Origin of the sequence: Pseudooceanicola sp. HF7 (assembly GCF_011806405.1) — a bacterium.
In the GTDB taxonomy this organism is placed as follows: Bacteria; Pseudomonadota; Alphaproteobacteria; order Rhodobacterales; family Rhodobacteraceae; genus Pseudooceanicola.
In genome coordinates this window covers 33,417-49,589 of sequence record NZ_JAATOW010000035.1, presented here as the reverse complement: position 1 = coordinate 49,589, position 16,173 = coordinate 33,417, and the positions used below count along the sequence as shown (strand labels likewise).

General features: G+C 67.3%; 13 protein-coding genes. 4 read left to right on the top strand and 9 right to left on the bottom strand.

What is annotated here, in order from left to right; all coding sequences use genetic code 11:
* The coding region (locus HCZ97_RS16565; protein ID WP_175581752.1) for an FAD-dependent monooxygenase at nt 1-764 on the top strand (764 nt) is incomplete at its 5' end.
* A gap of 7 nt (nt 765-771) precedes the next feature.
* On the opposite strand, the gene HCZ97_RS16560 is transcribed toward HCZ97_RS16565, so the two are convergent.
* Nucleotides 772-1,230 (bottom strand): Lrp/AsnC family transcriptional regulator, encoded by a 459-nt coding sequence (locus HCZ97_RS16560; protein WP_167690089.1) that lies wholly within the window; start codon nt 1,228-1,230, stop codon nt 772-774.
* Between the two features lie 85 nt (nt 1,231-1,315).
* Nucleotides 1,316-1,771: an Lrp/AsnC family transcriptional regulator gene (locus HCZ97_RS16555; protein WP_167690088.1), complete on the bottom strand. Its 456-nt coding sequence runs from the start codon at nt 1,769-1,771 to the stop codon at nt 1,316-1,318.
* A 147-nt stretch (nt 1,772-1,918) separates the two neighbouring features.
* On the opposite strand from HCZ97_RS16555, the gene ilvC reads away from it, so the two are divergent.
* Together ilvC and HCZ97_RS16545 are read left to right on the top strand one after the other, a co-directional pair.
* Nucleotides 1,919-2,941 carry a ketol-acid reductoisomerase gene (gene ilvC / locus HCZ97_RS16550; protein WP_167690086.1) on the top strand — a complete coding sequence of 341 codons (1,023 nt, stop codon included), beginning with the start codon at nt 1,919-1,921 and terminating at the stop codon, nt 2,939-2,941.
* A 292-nt stretch (nt 2,942-3,233) separates the two neighbouring features.
* Entirely contained in the window at nt 3,234-4,487 is a 1,254-nt protein-coding gene (locus HCZ97_RS16545) for an Hsp70 family protein (protein WP_167690084.1), read from the top strand.
* Between the two features lie 68 nt (nt 4,488-4,555).
* Here the strand turns inward: HCZ97_RS16545 and folP are convergent, their stop codons facing one another.
* The 5 genes from folP to glyS all read right to left on the bottom strand — a co-directional run bounded on the left by folP (nt 4,556) and on the right by glyS (nt 13,232).
* On the bottom strand, nt 4,556-5,572 hold the full coding sequence (folP, locus tag HCZ97_RS16540; RefSeq protein WP_167690082.1) for a dihydropteroate synthase: 1,017 nt from the start codon (nt 5,570-5,572) through the stop codon (nt 4,556-4,558).
* On the bottom strand, nt 5,569-6,498 hold the full coding sequence (locus HCZ97_RS16535) for a dihydroneopterin aldolase (RefSeq protein ID WP_167690080.1): 930 nt from the start codon (nt 6,496-6,498) through the stop codon (nt 5,569-5,571). The genes folP and HCZ97_RS16535 overlap by 4 nt, the downstream gene beginning before the upstream one ends.
* Nucleotides 6,499-6,730: 232 nt before the next feature.
* Nucleotides 6,731-7,366, bottom strand: coding sequence for a cell wall hydrolase (locus HCZ97_RS16530; protein ID WP_254871577.1), 636 nt, complete (start codon nt 7,364-7,366; stop codon nt 6,731-6,733).
* Between the two features lie 157 nt (nt 7,367-7,523).
* A complete protein-coding gene (locus tag HCZ97_RS16525) occupies nt 7,524-10,118 on the bottom strand; it encodes a putative PEP-binding protein (protein WP_167690077.1) in 2,595 nt (864 codons plus the stop codon).
* Nucleotides 10,119-10,967: 849 nt separating this feature from the next.
* On the bottom strand, nt 10,968-13,232 hold the full coding sequence (glyS, locus tag HCZ97_RS16515) for a glycine--tRNA ligase subunit beta (protein ID WP_167690075.1): 2,265 nt from the start codon (nt 13,230-13,232) through the stop codon (nt 10,968-10,970).
* Between the two features lie 537 nt (nt 13,233-13,769).
* On the opposite strand from glyS, the gene HCZ97_RS16510 reads away from it, so the two are divergent.
* The gene (locus tag HCZ97_RS16510; RefSeq protein ID WP_167690073.1) at nt 13,770-14,330 is read left to right on the top strand and encodes an outer membrane protein; all 561 of its coding nucleotides are present in this window, start codon (nt 13,770-13,772) and stop codon (nt 14,328-14,330) included.
* 139 nt (nt 14,331-14,469) lie between these two features.
* Here the strand turns inward: HCZ97_RS16510 and HCZ97_RS16505 are convergent, their stop codons facing one another.
* Nucleotides 14,470-14,985, bottom strand: coding sequence for a DUF6446 family protein (locus HCZ97_RS16505; RefSeq protein WP_167690072.1), 516 nt, complete (start codon nt 14,983-14,985; stop codon nt 14,470-14,472).
* A gap of 168 nt (nt 14,986-15,153) precedes the next feature.
* Nucleotides 15,154-16,032, bottom strand: a complete 879-nt coding sequence (locus HCZ97_RS16500; RefSeq protein WP_167690070.1) for a DUF1206 domain-containing protein — start codon at nt 16,030-16,032, stop codon at nt 15,154-15,156.
* Between the last annotated feature and the right edge of the window lie 141 nt (nt 16,033-16,173).

Genomic DNA, 16,173 nt, shown 5'->3' with positions numbered 1-16,173 from the left:
TCACCCGTGAGACCGGCGCGATCGTCGGGCTCAGCGATGGCACCCGGGCCCGCGCCGCGCTGGTGATCGCGGCGGACGGGCGCGGCTCTCCCATGCGGGAGGCCGCCGGGATCGGGGTCAAGACAACGCGCTACGGGCAAAAGGCCCTGGCCTTCGCCGTCACCCATCCCCTCCCGCATGACAACATCTCGACAGAGATCCACCGCCGTGGCGGGCCCTTCACCCTGGTGCCCCTGCCCGATTACGAAGGCCGCCACAGCTCTGCCGTGGTCTGGATGGAGGACGGCCCGCGCGCGCAGGAGCTGGCCGCGATGCCGGTGGAAGACTTCGAAGCGGCCCTGATGCGGCGCAGCACCGGCCTGCTTGGCCCGCTCAAGCTGGAAACGCGCCGCTCCGTCTGGCCCATCATCACCCAGGTGGCGGATCACATGTCCGGCCAGCGCCTGGCGCTGATGGCAGAGGCCGCCCATGTGCTGCCCCCCATCGGGGCGCAGGGGCTGAACATGTCGCTGGGCGATCTGCGCAGCCTGCGCGACCTGGCCCGCACGCATGAACTCGGCTCGGCCGCGATGCTCTCGGCCTATGACCGGGCGCGCCACCGCGAGGTGAAGATCCGCCTTGCCGGCATCGACATGCTGAACCGGGCCTCCCAGGTCTCGGCCCAGCCGCTGCGCGACCTGCGCGCCGCGGGGCTTGAGGTGCTCTACGGCGCCGCCCCGGTGCGCCGCATGATGATGCAGATGGGCCTTGGCGCGCGGGAATGACCGCGCGCTAGCCCAGCGGGCCGGGCAGCCGTTCCTCTGACAGCATCACGTTGGCATCGACATTGCCGATCCCCGGCAGGGTCATGATCCGCCGCCGCAAGACCCGCTCAAAGTCAGAGATATCCCGCGCCGTGACCCGCAGCCGGTAATCATAGGCGCCCAGGATATGCTCGATCGTCTGCACCTCCGGGATGGCAGAGACAGCGCGTTCAAAGTCCTCAAGGCTCAGCCGTCCCTTGGCCGCCAGCTTGATCCCCAGGAAGACCGTGACCCCGAAGCCAAGCCGCTGAAGGTCCAGGTCCAGCCGCCGCCCCCGGATCGCGCCGGCGTCCTGCAAGCGGCGGATGCGCCGCCAGGTGGCGGGCTGGGACAGGCCCAGCCGGCGGCCAAGCGCGCCGGAACTCAGGCTCGCGTCCTCGCTCAGCGCGCGCAGGATGCGGCGGTCCGTGTCGTCCAGATCGATCATGCCGGTTGCCTCCTGCGAATTGGGCCCCCGCCGCCCGGGATCGCCGGGGGCACGGGCCAAGCGGTCATTCCTGTCTTGATAGGCGTCATAGCGGCACCGACTCCTCGAACTTGATGCGCGCGATATGCATCAGCGCATCCAGGTCAGAGATATGCGGCAGGGTCAGGATCCGGTGGCGGTAGATCTCCTGGTAGTGATCCATGTCGCGCGCGATCAGGCCAAGCCGCACGTCGACCTGCCCCAGGAAGGACTGGATCTCCAGAACCTCGGGGATCAGGCGGGCGGCGGCGGCGAATTCCTCGAAGGCGCGGGGCTGGGACTTGTCCAGGGTGACGCGCAGCGACACCTCCACCGTGTAGCCAAGCGCGTGCCAGTCGATCACCGCATGGGATCCGCGGATCACGCCCTCTTCCTGCATCCGCTCCAGCCGGCGCCAGCAGGTGGCCTGTGTCAGCCCGGCCCGTTCGGCAATCTGCGCCGCGCTGGCCGCCGGATCGGCCTGGTAATGGCGCAGGATGCGCCGGTCCGTATCATCAAGCATGGATTTTCACACATTCCGCAATCTGGCGAATAGAGTTTTCTTCCCATGCCCCATATCTGCAAGATTTGCAACGCACAGCGCGTGGAAACCCCTATGCTGCCCAGCATGAGATAAAGCCCGGAAAAGGGCATATGGAAGGAAGAGATCATGCGCGTTTATTATGACCGCGACTGCGACATCAACCTGATCAAGGACATGAAGGTCGCCATCCTGGGCTATGGCTCGCAAGGCCACGCCCATGCGCTGAACCTGCGCGATTCCGGCGCCAAGAACGTCGTCGTCGCCCTGCGCGAAGGCTCCGCCTCTGCCGCGAAGGCCGAAGGCGAAGGCCTCAAGGTCATGGGCATCGCGGAAGCGGCAGCCTGGTGCGACCTGATCATGTTCACCATGCCCGATGAACTGCAGGCCGAAACCTACAAGAAATACGTCCACGACAACCTGAAGGACGGCGCCGCGATCGCCTTTGCCCACGGTCTGAACGTGCACTTCGGCCTGATCGAGCCCAAGCCCGGCGTCGACGTCATCATGATGGCGCCCAAGGGCCCCGGCCACACCGTGCGCGGCGAATACACCAAGGGCGGCGGCGTGCCCTGCCTGGTGGCCGTGGACAACGACGCCTCCGGCAAGGCGCTGGAAATCGGCCTGTCCTATTGCTCCGCCATCGGTGGCGGCCGCTCGGGCATCATCGAGACCAACTTCCGCGAAGAATGCGAAACCGACCTCTTCGGTGAGCAGGCCGTGCTCTGCGGTGGCCTGGTCGAGCTGATCCGCATGGGCTTCGAAACCCTGGTGGAAGCCGGCTACGCGCCCGAGATGGCCTATTTCGAGTGCCTGCACGAAGTGAAGCTGATCGTGGACCTGATCTACGAAGGCGGCATCGCGAACATGAACTACTCGATCTCCAACACGGCCGAGTACGGCGAATATGTCTCCGGCCCGCGCATCCTGCCCTACGACGAAACCAAGGCCCGCATGAAAGCGGTTCTGCGCGACATCCAGACCGGCAAGTTCGTGCGTGACTTCATGCAGGAAAACACCGTTGGCCAGCCGTTCTTCAAGGGCACCCGCCGCCTGAACGACGAGCACCAGATCGAGGCAACGGGCGAGAAGCTGCGCGCCATGATGCCCTGGATCTCTGCCGGCAAGATGGTCGACAAGTCCAAGAACTGATCCCGCAGGGGATCACGCGTTCAGACATCAGGGGGCCCTGCCGGTTGGCGGGGCCCCTTTTCGTTGCCGCTGGCGCCAGCTGGCCGGCCTCGTGCCCGCTGTCCGGCCGTGCCCGGGGGCTCTGCCCCCGAGGGGCGCAGACCGCTCGATGCGGTCTGCGCCCCTCTCCCCCGGAGTATCTTCGGCAAGAAGAAGAGGCAGGGCGCGCGCTGGCCGGTTTTCCCGGTTGCGGTGCCAGCCCGCTTTGGATAGCAGGCGGGTTTCCCAAGAAAGAGAGCAGCAGGAGGCAGCCATGGGCGGGACAGGTCCGGGACAGGTATTGGCCGTGGATTTCGGCACGTCGAATTCGGCGGCCGCCGTGGTGCAGCAGGGCGCGATCCGTCGGATAGAGGTCGAGCGCGATGCCGCCACCCTGCCCACCGCCGTCTTCTTTCCCGAAGACCAGGGCGCCATGCTGATCGGCCAGGCCGCCGCAGAGGCGCTGATCGGGGGCGAGGAAGGCCGCTACATGCGGGCGCTGAAATCCGTGCTGGGCACCGGGCTGTTCCATGAACGCCGGCTGATCGGCGGGCGGCGGCGCACCCTTGCGGATATCGTCACCGCCTTCCTGGTCAAGCTGCGCCAGGCCGCCGAGGCAGAGCTCGGCCACCCGGTGACCCGCGTGCTGTCCGGGCGCCCCGTCCACTTCCATGACCGCGACCCGGAGCGCGACGCCCAGGCAGAGGCCGATCTGCGCGGCTGCTACGCCGCCGCCGGCTTTGAAGAGATCCGCTTCATGGCAGAGCCGGAGGCCGCCGCCCGCGCCGCCATGGGCCGGGACCGTACGGGCGAAACGGGGCTGGTCGTCGATATCGGCGGCGGCACCACCGACTTCACCGTCTTCCGCCAGGGCGCGGCGGGGCTTGAGGTCATGGCAAGCCACGGCATCCGGCTGGGGGGCACGGATTTCGATGCCGCCCTCTCCCAGAGCCATGTCATGCCGCTGCTGGGCCAGGGCGGTCAGCTGAAGCGCGAGATGGGCGCGGGCCTTCTGCCCATGCCCACCGCGATCTTCGTGGAGCTGGCGACCTGGGCCAAGATCCCCTTTCTCTATACGCCAGAGACCCGCCGCCTTGTCGCCGGGATGCTGCGCCAGGCGGTGGAACCGGCCAAGGTCGCGCGCCTGGCCAGCGTGCTTGAGAACGAGCTGGGCCACGACATGGCCTTCTCGGTCGAGCGCGGCAAGATCGCGGCCAATGATCATGAGCTGGCCCAGATCCGCCTGACCATGGTGGAGCGCGGGCTCTCGGCCGATATCTCGCGCTCGTCCATGGCAGAGGCCCTGGCAGAGCAGCGCCACGCGCTTGAAGTCTCTGCCGCCGAAAGCCTGAAGATGGCCGGTGTCACGCCGGACCAGATCTCGGCCGTGGTGCTGGTGGGCGGCTCCAGCCTGATGGGCATGGTCAGCGAGGTGGCAGAGGCGCTGTGCCCCGCCGCGCGGGTCGAGCGGGCGGCGGCCTTTACCGCCGTGGTCGACGGTCTGGCCCTGGCCGCGGCAGAGCTTTAGGGCGCGGGGCGACCCCAGCCCCCAAGCGGCCGTGCGAGCGCGCCCCGGGACCGGTAAGCAAGGCCCCCTCAGGCTGCCCCGTCGCGCACCGCCTGCCACAGGCGGATGGCCTGGGCGGTTTCGGCCACGTCATGGACCCGCACCATCTGCACCCCCTGGGCGATCCCGGCCAGGGCCACGGCGATCGAGCCCGGCGCGCGGTCGCGGGCCTCTGGCGCCTCTTCGGCCTGTGGGGCCTTGCCGACAGCCCCGATGAAGCGCTTGCGCGACACGCCCAGCAGGATCGGACAGCCCAGCCCGTGGAAAAGCGAGATCCGCTGCAGGATCTCCAGGTTATGCGCCCCCGTCTTGGCAAAGCCGATGCCGGGATCGGCCAGGATGCGCGCCCGGGGAATGCCCTGGGCCTCAACCGCCGCGATCCGCGCCTCGAGCTCGTCGTAGGTGTCCAGCAGCGCATGGTCGTAAGAGGGATCCAGGTGCATGTCCCCCGGCGTGCCGCGCATGTGCATGACACAGACCGGCAGCCCCATGGCGCTGGCCAGCCCCGCAAGGGCCGGATCATGGGTGAAACCAGAGACATCGTTGATCAGCGCCGCCCCCGCGCGGGCGGCGGCGCTAGCGACCGCGGCCTTGCGGGTGTCGATGGACAGGGGCAGGCCCAGGCCCTGCAAGGCCTCGATCACCGGGGCGGTGCGGCGGATCTCTTCTTCGGGGGGCACGTCGGGCGCACCGGGGCGGGTGCTTTCCCCGCCGATGTCGATCATGTCGGCGCCGGCGCGGGCCATCGCCGCCGCATGGGCGCGCGCCACCTCAAGCTCCGTGAAGGCCCCGCCGTCAGAGAAACTGTCCGGCGTGGTATTGAGGATGCCCATGATCCGGGGGCGATCCATCGCCAGGCCGGCCAGCGCCGGGCGCGGGCGGCAGAGGCGGCGCGACCAATCCTCGGGCAGCTCGGAGGCGGGCAGGAGGCGCGCGCCCTCGCGGCTGAGCGCCTCGACCTGGGAAAACCACAGCGGGCCACCGCAGAGCGGCAGCGCGCCCTCGGGTCGGGGGCCGGATTGGGGCAGCGGGCGATAGTAGATCATGGCAGCGGCAGGTGCTCCGTCTCGGGGTCGGCGGGGATCAGGCGGGTGGCCCCTTCGGGCGCGGGCAGCGCACCGCCCAGCACCAGCATGTCCGAGGCCCCCAGCAGACCGGCCAGCCAAAGCGCCAGCGCCGCGCCGTCGATCCGCTCCGGGCGGTCCCCGGCAGCATCCAGCACGATCTTGGACGGCGCCCAGAGGCAGATCTGCCGGGTCTTCATGGCATAGTCGATCTCTGTCCGGCTGGCGACGACCACGCAGCGGCGATCCCGCGCCGCCAGCAGCCAGGCGTTCTGTTCGATGGCCAGCAGGTCGATCCGGCGCTGCACAAGGGGATGGGCGGCATGGGAATGCGCCGCCGGGCCGCAGCACAGGATCACCGGGCGCGGCTGGCCTTCCAGCTGGTCCAGCCAGGCGGGCAGCTGGGCAGAGCCGGTGGCGGCATCGGACAGGTAGACCACCAGCGGATCGGGCCCCTCCTGCACGCGGGCGGCCTGGCTGAGCGGCAGGGCATCGCTGGCGGTGCGCAGGATCTCAACGCCCAGCGATCCCGGGCCACGGTCCAGCTTCTCGATCCGCACGAAGACACGCTCGGCGGCGGGTTCGCGCAGGATATAGGCGGCGATCCGTTCGGCCAGGGTCTCAAGCAGGTTCAGCCGTTCGGCGGCCAGCTCTGCGGCGATGGCATCGGTGAGCGTATCGTAGGACAGGATCCGGTCCACGTCATCGGCGATATCGGCGGGATTGCGCACCTCGACCACGATGTTGAAGCGCAGGCGCTGATGGGTGCCGCGTTCTTCCTGGAAGGCGCCGATCTCCACCGATTCAAGGTGATCGCGCAGGGCGATCCGATCCGCCGGGTGATCGCCCGACAGCGCCTGGGACCGCTCGGCCAGCGGCCCGAAGGCCTGGGAAATCTCGTCGCTCATCATCGCCCCCCGTCTTTCGGCGTCTTCATGTCAGACTGGTGACGGAAAGGCAAAGTCCTGTCTGCTAGCGCTGCGGCGCTCCGGCCCCGGCGGGCGACATCGCGCCGCGCACGGCGGCAGGCGCGGCCCGGGCTTGGGCCAGAAAGCAAAAGACCCGGCACCGCGTCGGGCGGGCCGGGTCTTTCCAAAGTCGGGTCCGTGGTCCCCCGCGCCGCCCGTCCGGGCGCCGGGATCAGTTGGAGGCCGTGCGCGTCGGGGCGCGGTAGAACTCATGCACCCCGATGGAGGCCGTCCGGTCGAAGCTGCGCGACCAGCGCGGGCTCACGTGGCGGGTGTGGTAATAGGTGGCGCCCTCGGTCAGCGCACGCGGCGATGCCTCGTCCAGCATGATCGCGGCCACCTTGGCCACGCGGGCATAGGCGCGCGGCTCTGAAATCGTCTCGGCCCGGCCATCGCAGGTATAGGTGAACTGGCAGGCGAACTTGCGCCCCGTTCCCTGGTTGATGACACCGCAGACCGAATTGGGGAAATCGGGGCTGTCGACCCGGTTCAGGATGACCTCTGCCACTGCGAACTGGCCTTTCACGCTTTCGCCGCGCGCCTCGAAGTACAGCGCCTCGGCCAGGCAGCGGAAGCTGTCGCCCCCCTTGCCCGCAGGTTGCCGGGCCAGCCAGTCCCGGGAATAGGTGATCTTCAGCGCATCCGAGGCCGCGGCCTCCGGCGCCTTCAGAAGGGCCGCAAGGCGCCCCTGGGGTACAGATCTCATCGCGCTCTGCTCAGCGTCCATCGCGTCAGCCATCGGGTTTTGCGCCACGGCGGGCGTGGCGAGAAGAAGGCTGGCAATCAGCAGGTGGGCAGCAATTTTCATCATTCGTGTCCTCTGGCGGGGCGTCCATTCGGTCGCGACCGGTCCGGTTCCCTAACGAAATGTGGCGGAACCGTCCACCCTCGGAGGCGTTAAGGAAGTGTTCACGAGCCCGCCAAAGACGGACGCCCGCGTTCGGAAACATTCTAAACTTCTGTTATCAGGAGGTTTTGAAGGCCCGGGGTGGCAGGGTCGGCCGCACGTTCAACTGAGCGGCAGCCAGCCGAGCGACCGGCACCCGGTAGGGCGAACAAGAGACGTAGTCAAAGCCCGCCGAGCGACAGAAGGCGATTGATTCGGCATTTCCCCCGTGTTCCCCGCAGATGGAAAGCACAAGGTCCGGCCGCGCCGCGCGCCCTCTTTCTGCCCCGATCGTAAGCAGCTCTCCCACGCCCTCGTGGTCGAGCGTGTGAAAGGGGTCCTCCTTGAAGACACCCTGCTTGACATATTCGGACATGAACTTGCCCGCATCGTCGCGCGACAGCCCGTAGGTCATCTGCGTCAGGTCGTTCGTGCCGAAGCTGAGGAAGGCGGCAAAGGGGGCGATCTCTCCGGCGCGCAGGGCGGCGCGCGGGGTCTCCACCATGACGCCCAGGCGGTAGGTGAAATCGCGGCCCGTCTCGTTGCGTACGGCGGCGGCCACCGCATCAACGCGGGTCTTGACCAGCTCCACCTCGCGGCGGGCAGAGACGAGCGGGATCATGATCTCGGGCACCACGGGCGCGCCCTGCTCAGAGGCGGCGATGGTCGCCTCGAAGATGGCGCGGGCCTGCATGTCGTAGATCTCGGGCACGGTGATCCCCAGGCGCACGCCGCGCATGCCCAGCATGGGGTTGTACTCGGTCAGCTGCTCGGTGCGCCGGGTGATGTCGGACAGGGGGCGCGACAGGCTTTCGGCCAGCTCGCGCATCCCGGCGCGATCCGTGGGCAGGAATTCATGCAGCGGCGGATCGAACAGGCGGATGCAGACCGGCTGGCCCTCCATGATCCGGAACAGCTCCGTGAAATCGGCGCGCTGCATGGGCAGCAGGCGTTCGATGGCGGTGCGCCGGTCATCAGGACCATCGGCAAAGATCATCTCGCGCATCACGGTCAGGCGGCCGGGTTCGAAGAACATGTGCTCCGTCCGGCACAGGCCGATCCCCTGGGCGTGGAACTTGCGCGCCACCAGGGCATCTTCCGGCGTATCGGCATTGGCGCGAATGCCGATGTCGCAGAATTCCTCGGCCCAGCTCAGCATCGCCTGAAAAGCCGCATCCTGAGAGGCCTCCAGCAGCGGCGCCTCCCCGGCCAGGATATCCCCGTGGGATCCATCCACCGTCATCAGCGTGCCCGCGCCAAAGCGGCGCCCGTCGCTGGTGACCAGCTGGCTGGCCTTCATGTCGAAGGTCAGGCCGGTGACGCCCACGACGCAGGGCAGCCCCAGCCCGCGCCCGATCACCGCCGCATGAGATGTCGCGCCGCCGCGCTCCGTCAGCACCGCGACAGCGGCATGCATGCCCCGGATATCCTCCGGCCCGGTCTCCCGCCGCACCAGGATGCAGGGCTCGCCCCGCGCGGCAGCGGCCTGGGCGGCGGCGGCGGAAAAGCACAGCCGGCCCGTGGCCGCGCCGGGGCTGGCGGCAATCCCCTGCCCCACCAGGTCGCGCGCCGCCTCCGGATCCACCTGGCGGTGCAGCATCTCGTTCAGCGCGCGCGGATCGACGCGGCAAAGCGCCTCTTCGCGCGGGATGATCCCATCCTCGGCCAGGCGCACGGCCATGCGCACCGCGGCGCGAGAGGTGCGACTGGCGCGCACCCCGTCCAGCACATGGACATTGCCGTTCTCGATGGTGAATTCGCATTGCATCTCTTCGCGTAGGCGGAAGCGCATCAGCTCGGCATATTCGACCAGGGTCGCATAGGCCTCCGGCGCCAACTCCTCCAGCGAGGGGCCGCGACTGTCCTTGGCCAGGTAAAGCGACCGGCTGCCGCTCTGCAGCGCCTCGCGCCCCTGCGACTGGCTCAGGTACCGCCCCGTGATCCGCGGCAAGCCGGTAGAGGAGGACGCCAGCTGGATCACCCCCGATCCGCATTCCCCCAGCTTGCCCAGCCCGAGGGCCATCTCCTCGACCACCAGGCCCAGCCCGGCATCCGCCGGCGCGCCCTTGGCCTGGCGCAGCAGCCGCGCGGTCGTTCCGCGCCAGGCCCGCGCCATGGATTTCAGCACCGCCGCCAGCTGCACGCCGGGATCCTGGGGGAAATCGTCCTCGGTCTCTTCCTGGTAGGCGCGGAAGCTTTCCTGCAAGGCCTCCATCCCGGTGCTGGGCAGATCCTCGAAGATGTCGGGATCCAGGCGTTCCACATGCACCGCGTAGCTGCGCACGAAGCGGATATAAAGCCGCGTCGCCGGCTCCTCCCCGATACGCTCGGACAGGGCCGCATGGGTGGTGTCGTTCATCCCGATGTTCAGCACCGCCGAGGGCCCGCCCCAGTCGGGATCCTCCGACGAGGGGCGCACGCACAACAGCGGATCCTTCCCGAAGGGCGCCAGGATTTCGTCGATATCCGGCATCTCACCTTCGGCGATCCGCTTCACCGCGCGAAAGGACAGCGCCGTGGTGCGCGGCACCGGCAGGCTCAGCCGGATCAGCCGCTGCAGACATTTCGCGCGGCCACCATGGGTCTTGGTGGCCACCGGAGCGGTCTGGGTGATCGGCGTGATGTCAGGATCGTCTTGCTGCACTGCGGCACCTTTCGGGAGTGGTCGCAGCATAACCGGGGCGGGAGACAGAGCAAGGAAATTGTCACCCCCGCCAAAGGAAGTCCGCCCCTGTGCCCGCAATGCTATCCCCTTGTTTCCCCGCGCTAAATAGCCCCACCTGCCACCAACGCTCCGCACTACTCCATCCCCGCGCCCGGCGCAAACGCCCTCGGACCGCATCGAGCGCTCCTCGCCCGTCTCCCTGCGTCCCGCAGGTCGGCCCGGCCCAAAGCCCCCACCTGGACAGATCCCCCCCCCGCCCCCGCCTCTTCTTTCCCAAAAACCCCCCCCCCCAGCCCCCCCCCCCCCCCCCCCCCCCCCCCCCCCCGCGGCCCGCCCCGCCCCAACCCCCCCCCCGGAACACCCCCCCCCCCGCCCTTTTTTTTTTCTTCCAAAAAACCCCCCCCCGGGGCCCCCCCCCCCCCCCGCCCCCGCCCCCCGCCACTCCCGCCAACCCCCAGCAACAGGCTCCCAACACCCAGCGCCAAAGGCACCGCCCGGCCTTCGCAAAAATGCACAAAGAATTCCCTGCTCCACCGCGCGGAGCGCACCGACGTCATACCGACGCGATACCGACAGGAAACAGACGTTCCACCGACGCCCCACGGCAGCCCCGGATCACTGTGCAACTCCGCACAATCAAACGAAAAAGGACCCCCAAGGGGGGCCCTTTCAAATCGTACCTTGCTGCGGGCAAGCCACCCGGCAGATCCCCCGGAGCTCCGCCGGTAAATTCCCCAAAAGGTCCACCGGACCTTTTGCCGGGCCCATGGCCCGGTGCGGATATCCCAGGGCTCCGCCCGTAAATTCCCCAAAAGGTCCACTGGACCTTTTGCCGGGCCTATGGCCCGGTTCGGGAATTTACCCCTCGATCTTCGTCAGGTCGGCGACTTTCAGAACGGTGCTGCGGATGGTGGACAGCAGGTTCAGCCGGTTGCGCCGCACGATCTCGTTTTCCGCGTTCACCTGCACGGCCTCGAAGAAGGCATCGATCGGCGCCCGCAGCCCCGCCAGGGCCGAGGCCGCGGCGGCGAAATCTTCTGCCTTCAGAGCCTCTTCGATCCGCGGGGCCGCAGCCTCGAGGGCATTGAAAAGCACCTTTTCTTCCTCGGCTTCGGCGAATTTCGGATCGGCGCCGAACTCGTAGGACACCCCGTCGCGCTCCTCGGCCTGGCTCAGGATGTTGTTGGCGCGCTTGAAGCCCTGGACCAGGTTTACCCCGTCCTCGGTGCCCAGCACGTCCGACAGCGCCTGCGCCCGCTTGACCAGCAGCAGCAGGTCGTCATTGCCCTCCATGGCAAGGCAGGCGTCGATCACGTCATGGCGCAGCCCCTCGTCGCGCAGGTGCACCTTCAGGCGATCATGGAAGAAGGACAGCAGGTTGACGCTTTTCGGCAGCGCCTCCTGACCCACGGCGCCGAAGGCCTCTGCCAGGACCGTCTGCATCTGGTCGCGATCCTCGGAGCGCGCCTCTTCCTCTTCTGCGATGGCAGAGAGCAGCTGGGCGAATTCCTCTTCGGGCATGTCGCGCTCTGCGGCAAAGTCCGAAAGGCGCGCACGCTTCTCGGTTTCCGAGGCATCCAAGGCCTTGAAAATATGGCGCATCAGCAGATCATCGAAGAGCGACAGAAGCTCCAGCCGCACGCCATTCGTCAGGATGATGCGGATCACCCCAAGGGCGGCGCGGCGCAGCGCGAAGGGATCCTTGGACCCGGTCGGCTTCTCGTCGATGGCCCAGAAGCCCACCAGCGTGTCGATCTTGTCCGCCAGCGCCACGGTGGCGGACACCGGCGCCTCGGGCACGTCATCCGTCGGCCCCAGGGGCGAGTAATGCTCTTCACAGGCCGCCGCCACGCGCGCGGGCAGGCCCGCCGCTTCGGCGTAATAGCGCCCCATCAGCCCCTGCAGTTCAGGGAATTCATAGACCATTTCAGAGGACAGATCGGCCTTGGCCACCCGCGCGGCTTCCTCTGCCATCGCGGGATCCGCCCGCAAGGCCGGCGCGATCTCTCCGGCCAGGCGCACGATGCGGGCGATCCGCTCTGCCTGGCTGCCCAGGCGGGCGTGGAAGGTCACGTTGGACAGCTGCGCGATCCAGGGGGCCATCTTCTCGGTCTTGGCGATGCGAAGATCGTTTTCCCAGAAGAACTTGGCATCCGACAGCCGGGCAGAAAGCACCTTCTGGTTGCCCGCCAGGATGGTCGCGCCGTTGTCGCGCGTCTCACGGTTGGCAACGGTGACAAAGCGCTCGATCCGCCCGGTCTTGGGATTGCGCACGGAGAAGAACTTCTGGTGCTCCTTCATGGAGGTCTGAAGCACCTCCGGCGGCAGCCCCAGGAAATCCGCGCCGATCTCGCCCATCAGCACGACGGGCCATTCGACCAGACCCGCGACCTCTGCCAGCAGGCCCTTGTCTTCCACCACCTCCAGGCCAGAGGCGAAGGCGGTGTTGGTGGCGTCCTGCCAGATATGCTCGGCCCGGTCGGCGGCATCCAGCACCACGAAACGGCGTTTCAACTCAGTGGCATAGCTGTCGAAATCCTTCACCGTGAAACGCCCCGGCGCCATGAAGCGATGGCCCTCCGTCGTGTCGGTGGTGGTGATCCCGTCCAGATCCATCGGCACGACCTCGGTGCCGGCCTCATCGCTGAGGATGCAAAGGATCGAATGCAGCGGGCGCACCCAGCGGAAGGTGCCGGTGCCCCACCGCATGGACTTGGGCCAGGGGAAGTTGCGCAGCACGCCTTCCAGCACCTCTGCCACGATCTCTGGCGCGCGGCGGCCCGGCTTTTCGATCACCGCAAAGAAGACACGCCCCTTCTTGTCGTCGCGCTCTTCCAGCTGGTCACGGCTCAGGCCAGCGCCGCGCAGGAAGCCTTCGATCGCCTTTTCCGGGGCGTCCACGCGGGGGCCCTTGCGTTCCTCGCGGATGGTGGGGCTTTCGGCCAGCAGGCCCTGCACGGTCAGCGTCAGCCGGCGCGGGGTATGGAAGGCAGCGGCACCGCCATAGGTCAGCCCCGCTTCGACGAGCCCGTCGGTCACGCGTTTCTTGAGGTCCTCTGCGGCGCGCGCCTGCATGCGCGCGGGAATTTCCTCGGAAAAGAGTTCGATCAGGAGATCGGGCATATGTCGGTCCGTCCGGGTCTGGGCCCGGGAGGGCCCGGGCGCGATTGGCCTTTGGGGAATAGCGGAGGGGCGCGCAAGGGTCTAGGGGGTGAGGGCAGGAAAGAGCGCCCGCGGCCCGCCTGCCCTTGCCGGCAGGTGTTCACAGGCTCCCGCCACGGATCCCAGGGGCTGGCCCTCGCCCCTGGATTCGGCTGACGACGGCCAGGATCCGGTCCGGACCTCCGGCGCGGTCATTTTTCTGGGAACCCGGAACCGATCCAGACCGGCAAAACACCGCTCAAACCGGCGTTCCCAGGCCCTTTTCAAGGGAGCCAGGATCACGTTTCTGACGTGAAACCCCTTGTCCTGTAAGGAATTCAGGCCATCTTCCGCCACAGACCGGCAGGAAAGCGCCGCCCTCACTCAAACTTTCTTCACGGGGTTGGGAACCGAATTATTCGGCATACGTTCTGTGACAGGAACCGGGAACGGAAAGCGCGCTTGCGAGCGTTGCAATCTACAAACCGGGTCATAGTTTCGACAAAGAAGGACCAGTCCATGAAACGTTTCCAACTGATGACCGCCGCAGCAGCAGCCTCCCTGATTGCCGCCGGCCCCGCTTTCGCAGGCGCCTACACTGAAGGCCCCGCAGACCCCGTCGTGATCACCCCCGCACCGGTCGTTACCCAAACGGGTAACTGGACCGGCTTCTACGCTGGTGGCAGCCTGGGCTACGGCAACCTCGACTTCGCCGAATCCGACGACGCGCTGACGTACGGCGTCCACGCCGGTTACGACTACGACTTCGGCACCTTCGTGATGGGTGGTGAAGCGGAATACATGGCCCGCGACATGTGGGAAAACAACGCTGCCGACTCCACCCGCCTGAAGGCACGCTTCGGTTACGACATGGGTGAAACCATGGTGTACGGCGTTGCCGGTGGCTCCATGATCGACGACCAGTGGGGCTACAACGTTGGCTTCGGCGCAGAGCACATGCTGACTTCCAACTGGAGCGTTGGCGCGGAATACCTCTACGAGAACATTTCCGATTACAACGACACCCAAACCGATCTGACCGGCAACACGGTCGCAGCGCGTGTGAACTACCGCTTCTGATCTATTCCAGGTCGCCGATGGCCCCGGCCATCGGAACCTTGAAAGGAAAGACCCCCGCAGCTCAGGCCGCGGGGGTCTTTTCGTATGTGCTGACGGCGATGCGAGCCCTTGCCATGCCGCAAGGGTCAATGGCGTAGGATCAGCGCTCCGGGCAGGCCTCTCCGACAGGGCTGCCATCATAGGCGGTCTCACCGCAATTGTTCAGCTGGTGCCAGATGAACCCGCGCCCGTCGGGCATCACGGCCAGCACGCGATCCACCCCGTAATGGACGTTCTTGCCCCCCAGGAAGGCCCGGGCGGTTCCCTCTTCGAGCGCGGTGCCGATCTCTTCTGCATCGAAGCAATCGAACCAGAAGGGCGCGTTGAGCGGCTCTGCCCTAGGATAGGGTTCGAATGTGGCCTCAAGCGCCGGCAGGTCCTGGGTGGTTGTGAAACAGGCGCGGTACCGGATCGGAGAGCTGTCCGCGTCAATCGCCTGGAAATCCGCGTAAGGCACAGGCACGGCGGCACTTTCCTCCAGCGGGACCATCGCCACGTCCTGCCCCGGCGTCGGGGTCACACGGTCGTAATAGCCGTAGACCTGAAGATACCACAGGCTGCCCCCGGCAAGCAGGGCACAGAGCAGGATGGCGAGGATGGCGATGCGTCCCATCATGAGAAGATACCTGCCTTTCAGAGCGTCGGAATATCCCCTTCCCTATAGGCAGATGTTCGGGGTTCTTCCAGCGGTTCATGGCCCCGTCAGGTCGCAGACCCCTCATGCGAAAGGACGCGCCCGGGGGCTGCCCGGGCGCGTCCTGTCATCCTGTGCGGCGTGCGAAGCTCAGCTCACGTGCGAAGCGGCCTTGCGTCCTTCCTGCTCAACCTTGTTGCGCGCCTGGGCGGCAAGGGTTGTCACATCGTCGCCTGCCCGCGCCGGAACGATCCGGTAGCGTGCCTCAACGAAGCAGTAGACCGCGAAACCGACCAGCCCGACGGCAAGCGCTGCCAGCAGGACCTGCCCGTAGGGCTGGGCGCGCACGGCTTCGAAGGCCTGCGTCATGCCGCCGGCATCGCTGGGATCAGAGGTCCAGCCGGCATAGGCCAGGAAGCCACCGATGATGGCGATGACGATGCCGTGGGCGACAAGGCCGCCCTTGATGACCGGGTCCAGCTTCTGACTGGTCGGGGTTGCGGCCATGTGTTCCTTGTAGCTTTCCTTCCAGGCTTTCACGCCATAGTAGGCGCCCGCGCCGATGGTGATCAGGCCGGCCGCGACGACCAGCCACTTGCCCATGGGCTGTTCCAGCAACCAGGAGGCCAGCGTGCGCGTGCCATTGCCGCCCCCGCCGCTGCCGCCCGCGCCCATGGCCAGACGGGCCGAGGTCACGGCAAGACCGCCATAGACCAGGCCGGAGACGCTTTGACCGATGCGGGCGATGATGCCCTTGGCATCGGTGCCGCGCCGCTCAAGGTCCATACCGGCACAGATGAAGCGCCAGGCGGAATAGGCCAGGAAGCCGATGGCCAGCAGCCACAGCAGGGCAGGCCCGAAGGGCTGACCGCGCAGGGTCGCCAGCGCCGACTGGGTGCTTTCGGCCTGGCCGCCGGTCATCGCCGCGGACAGGACAAGCCCACCCAGCAGCACGTAGGTAAAGCCACGGGCGGAATAACCGAAACGCATCATCGGAACCACCCAGGCAGGGGCACGGGATTGGGACATCTGGACCTCCTCAGGGACCGGGGCGTGGGGCATGTGCCGCCGCCCGGTTTCATTCTGTGCAAAACCAATGTTTCAGATCGGGGCAGGTTCCGTCCCAAGGGGCAATCGGCCTGAAAACCTTGGCCTTGCCTTGCAAGGACA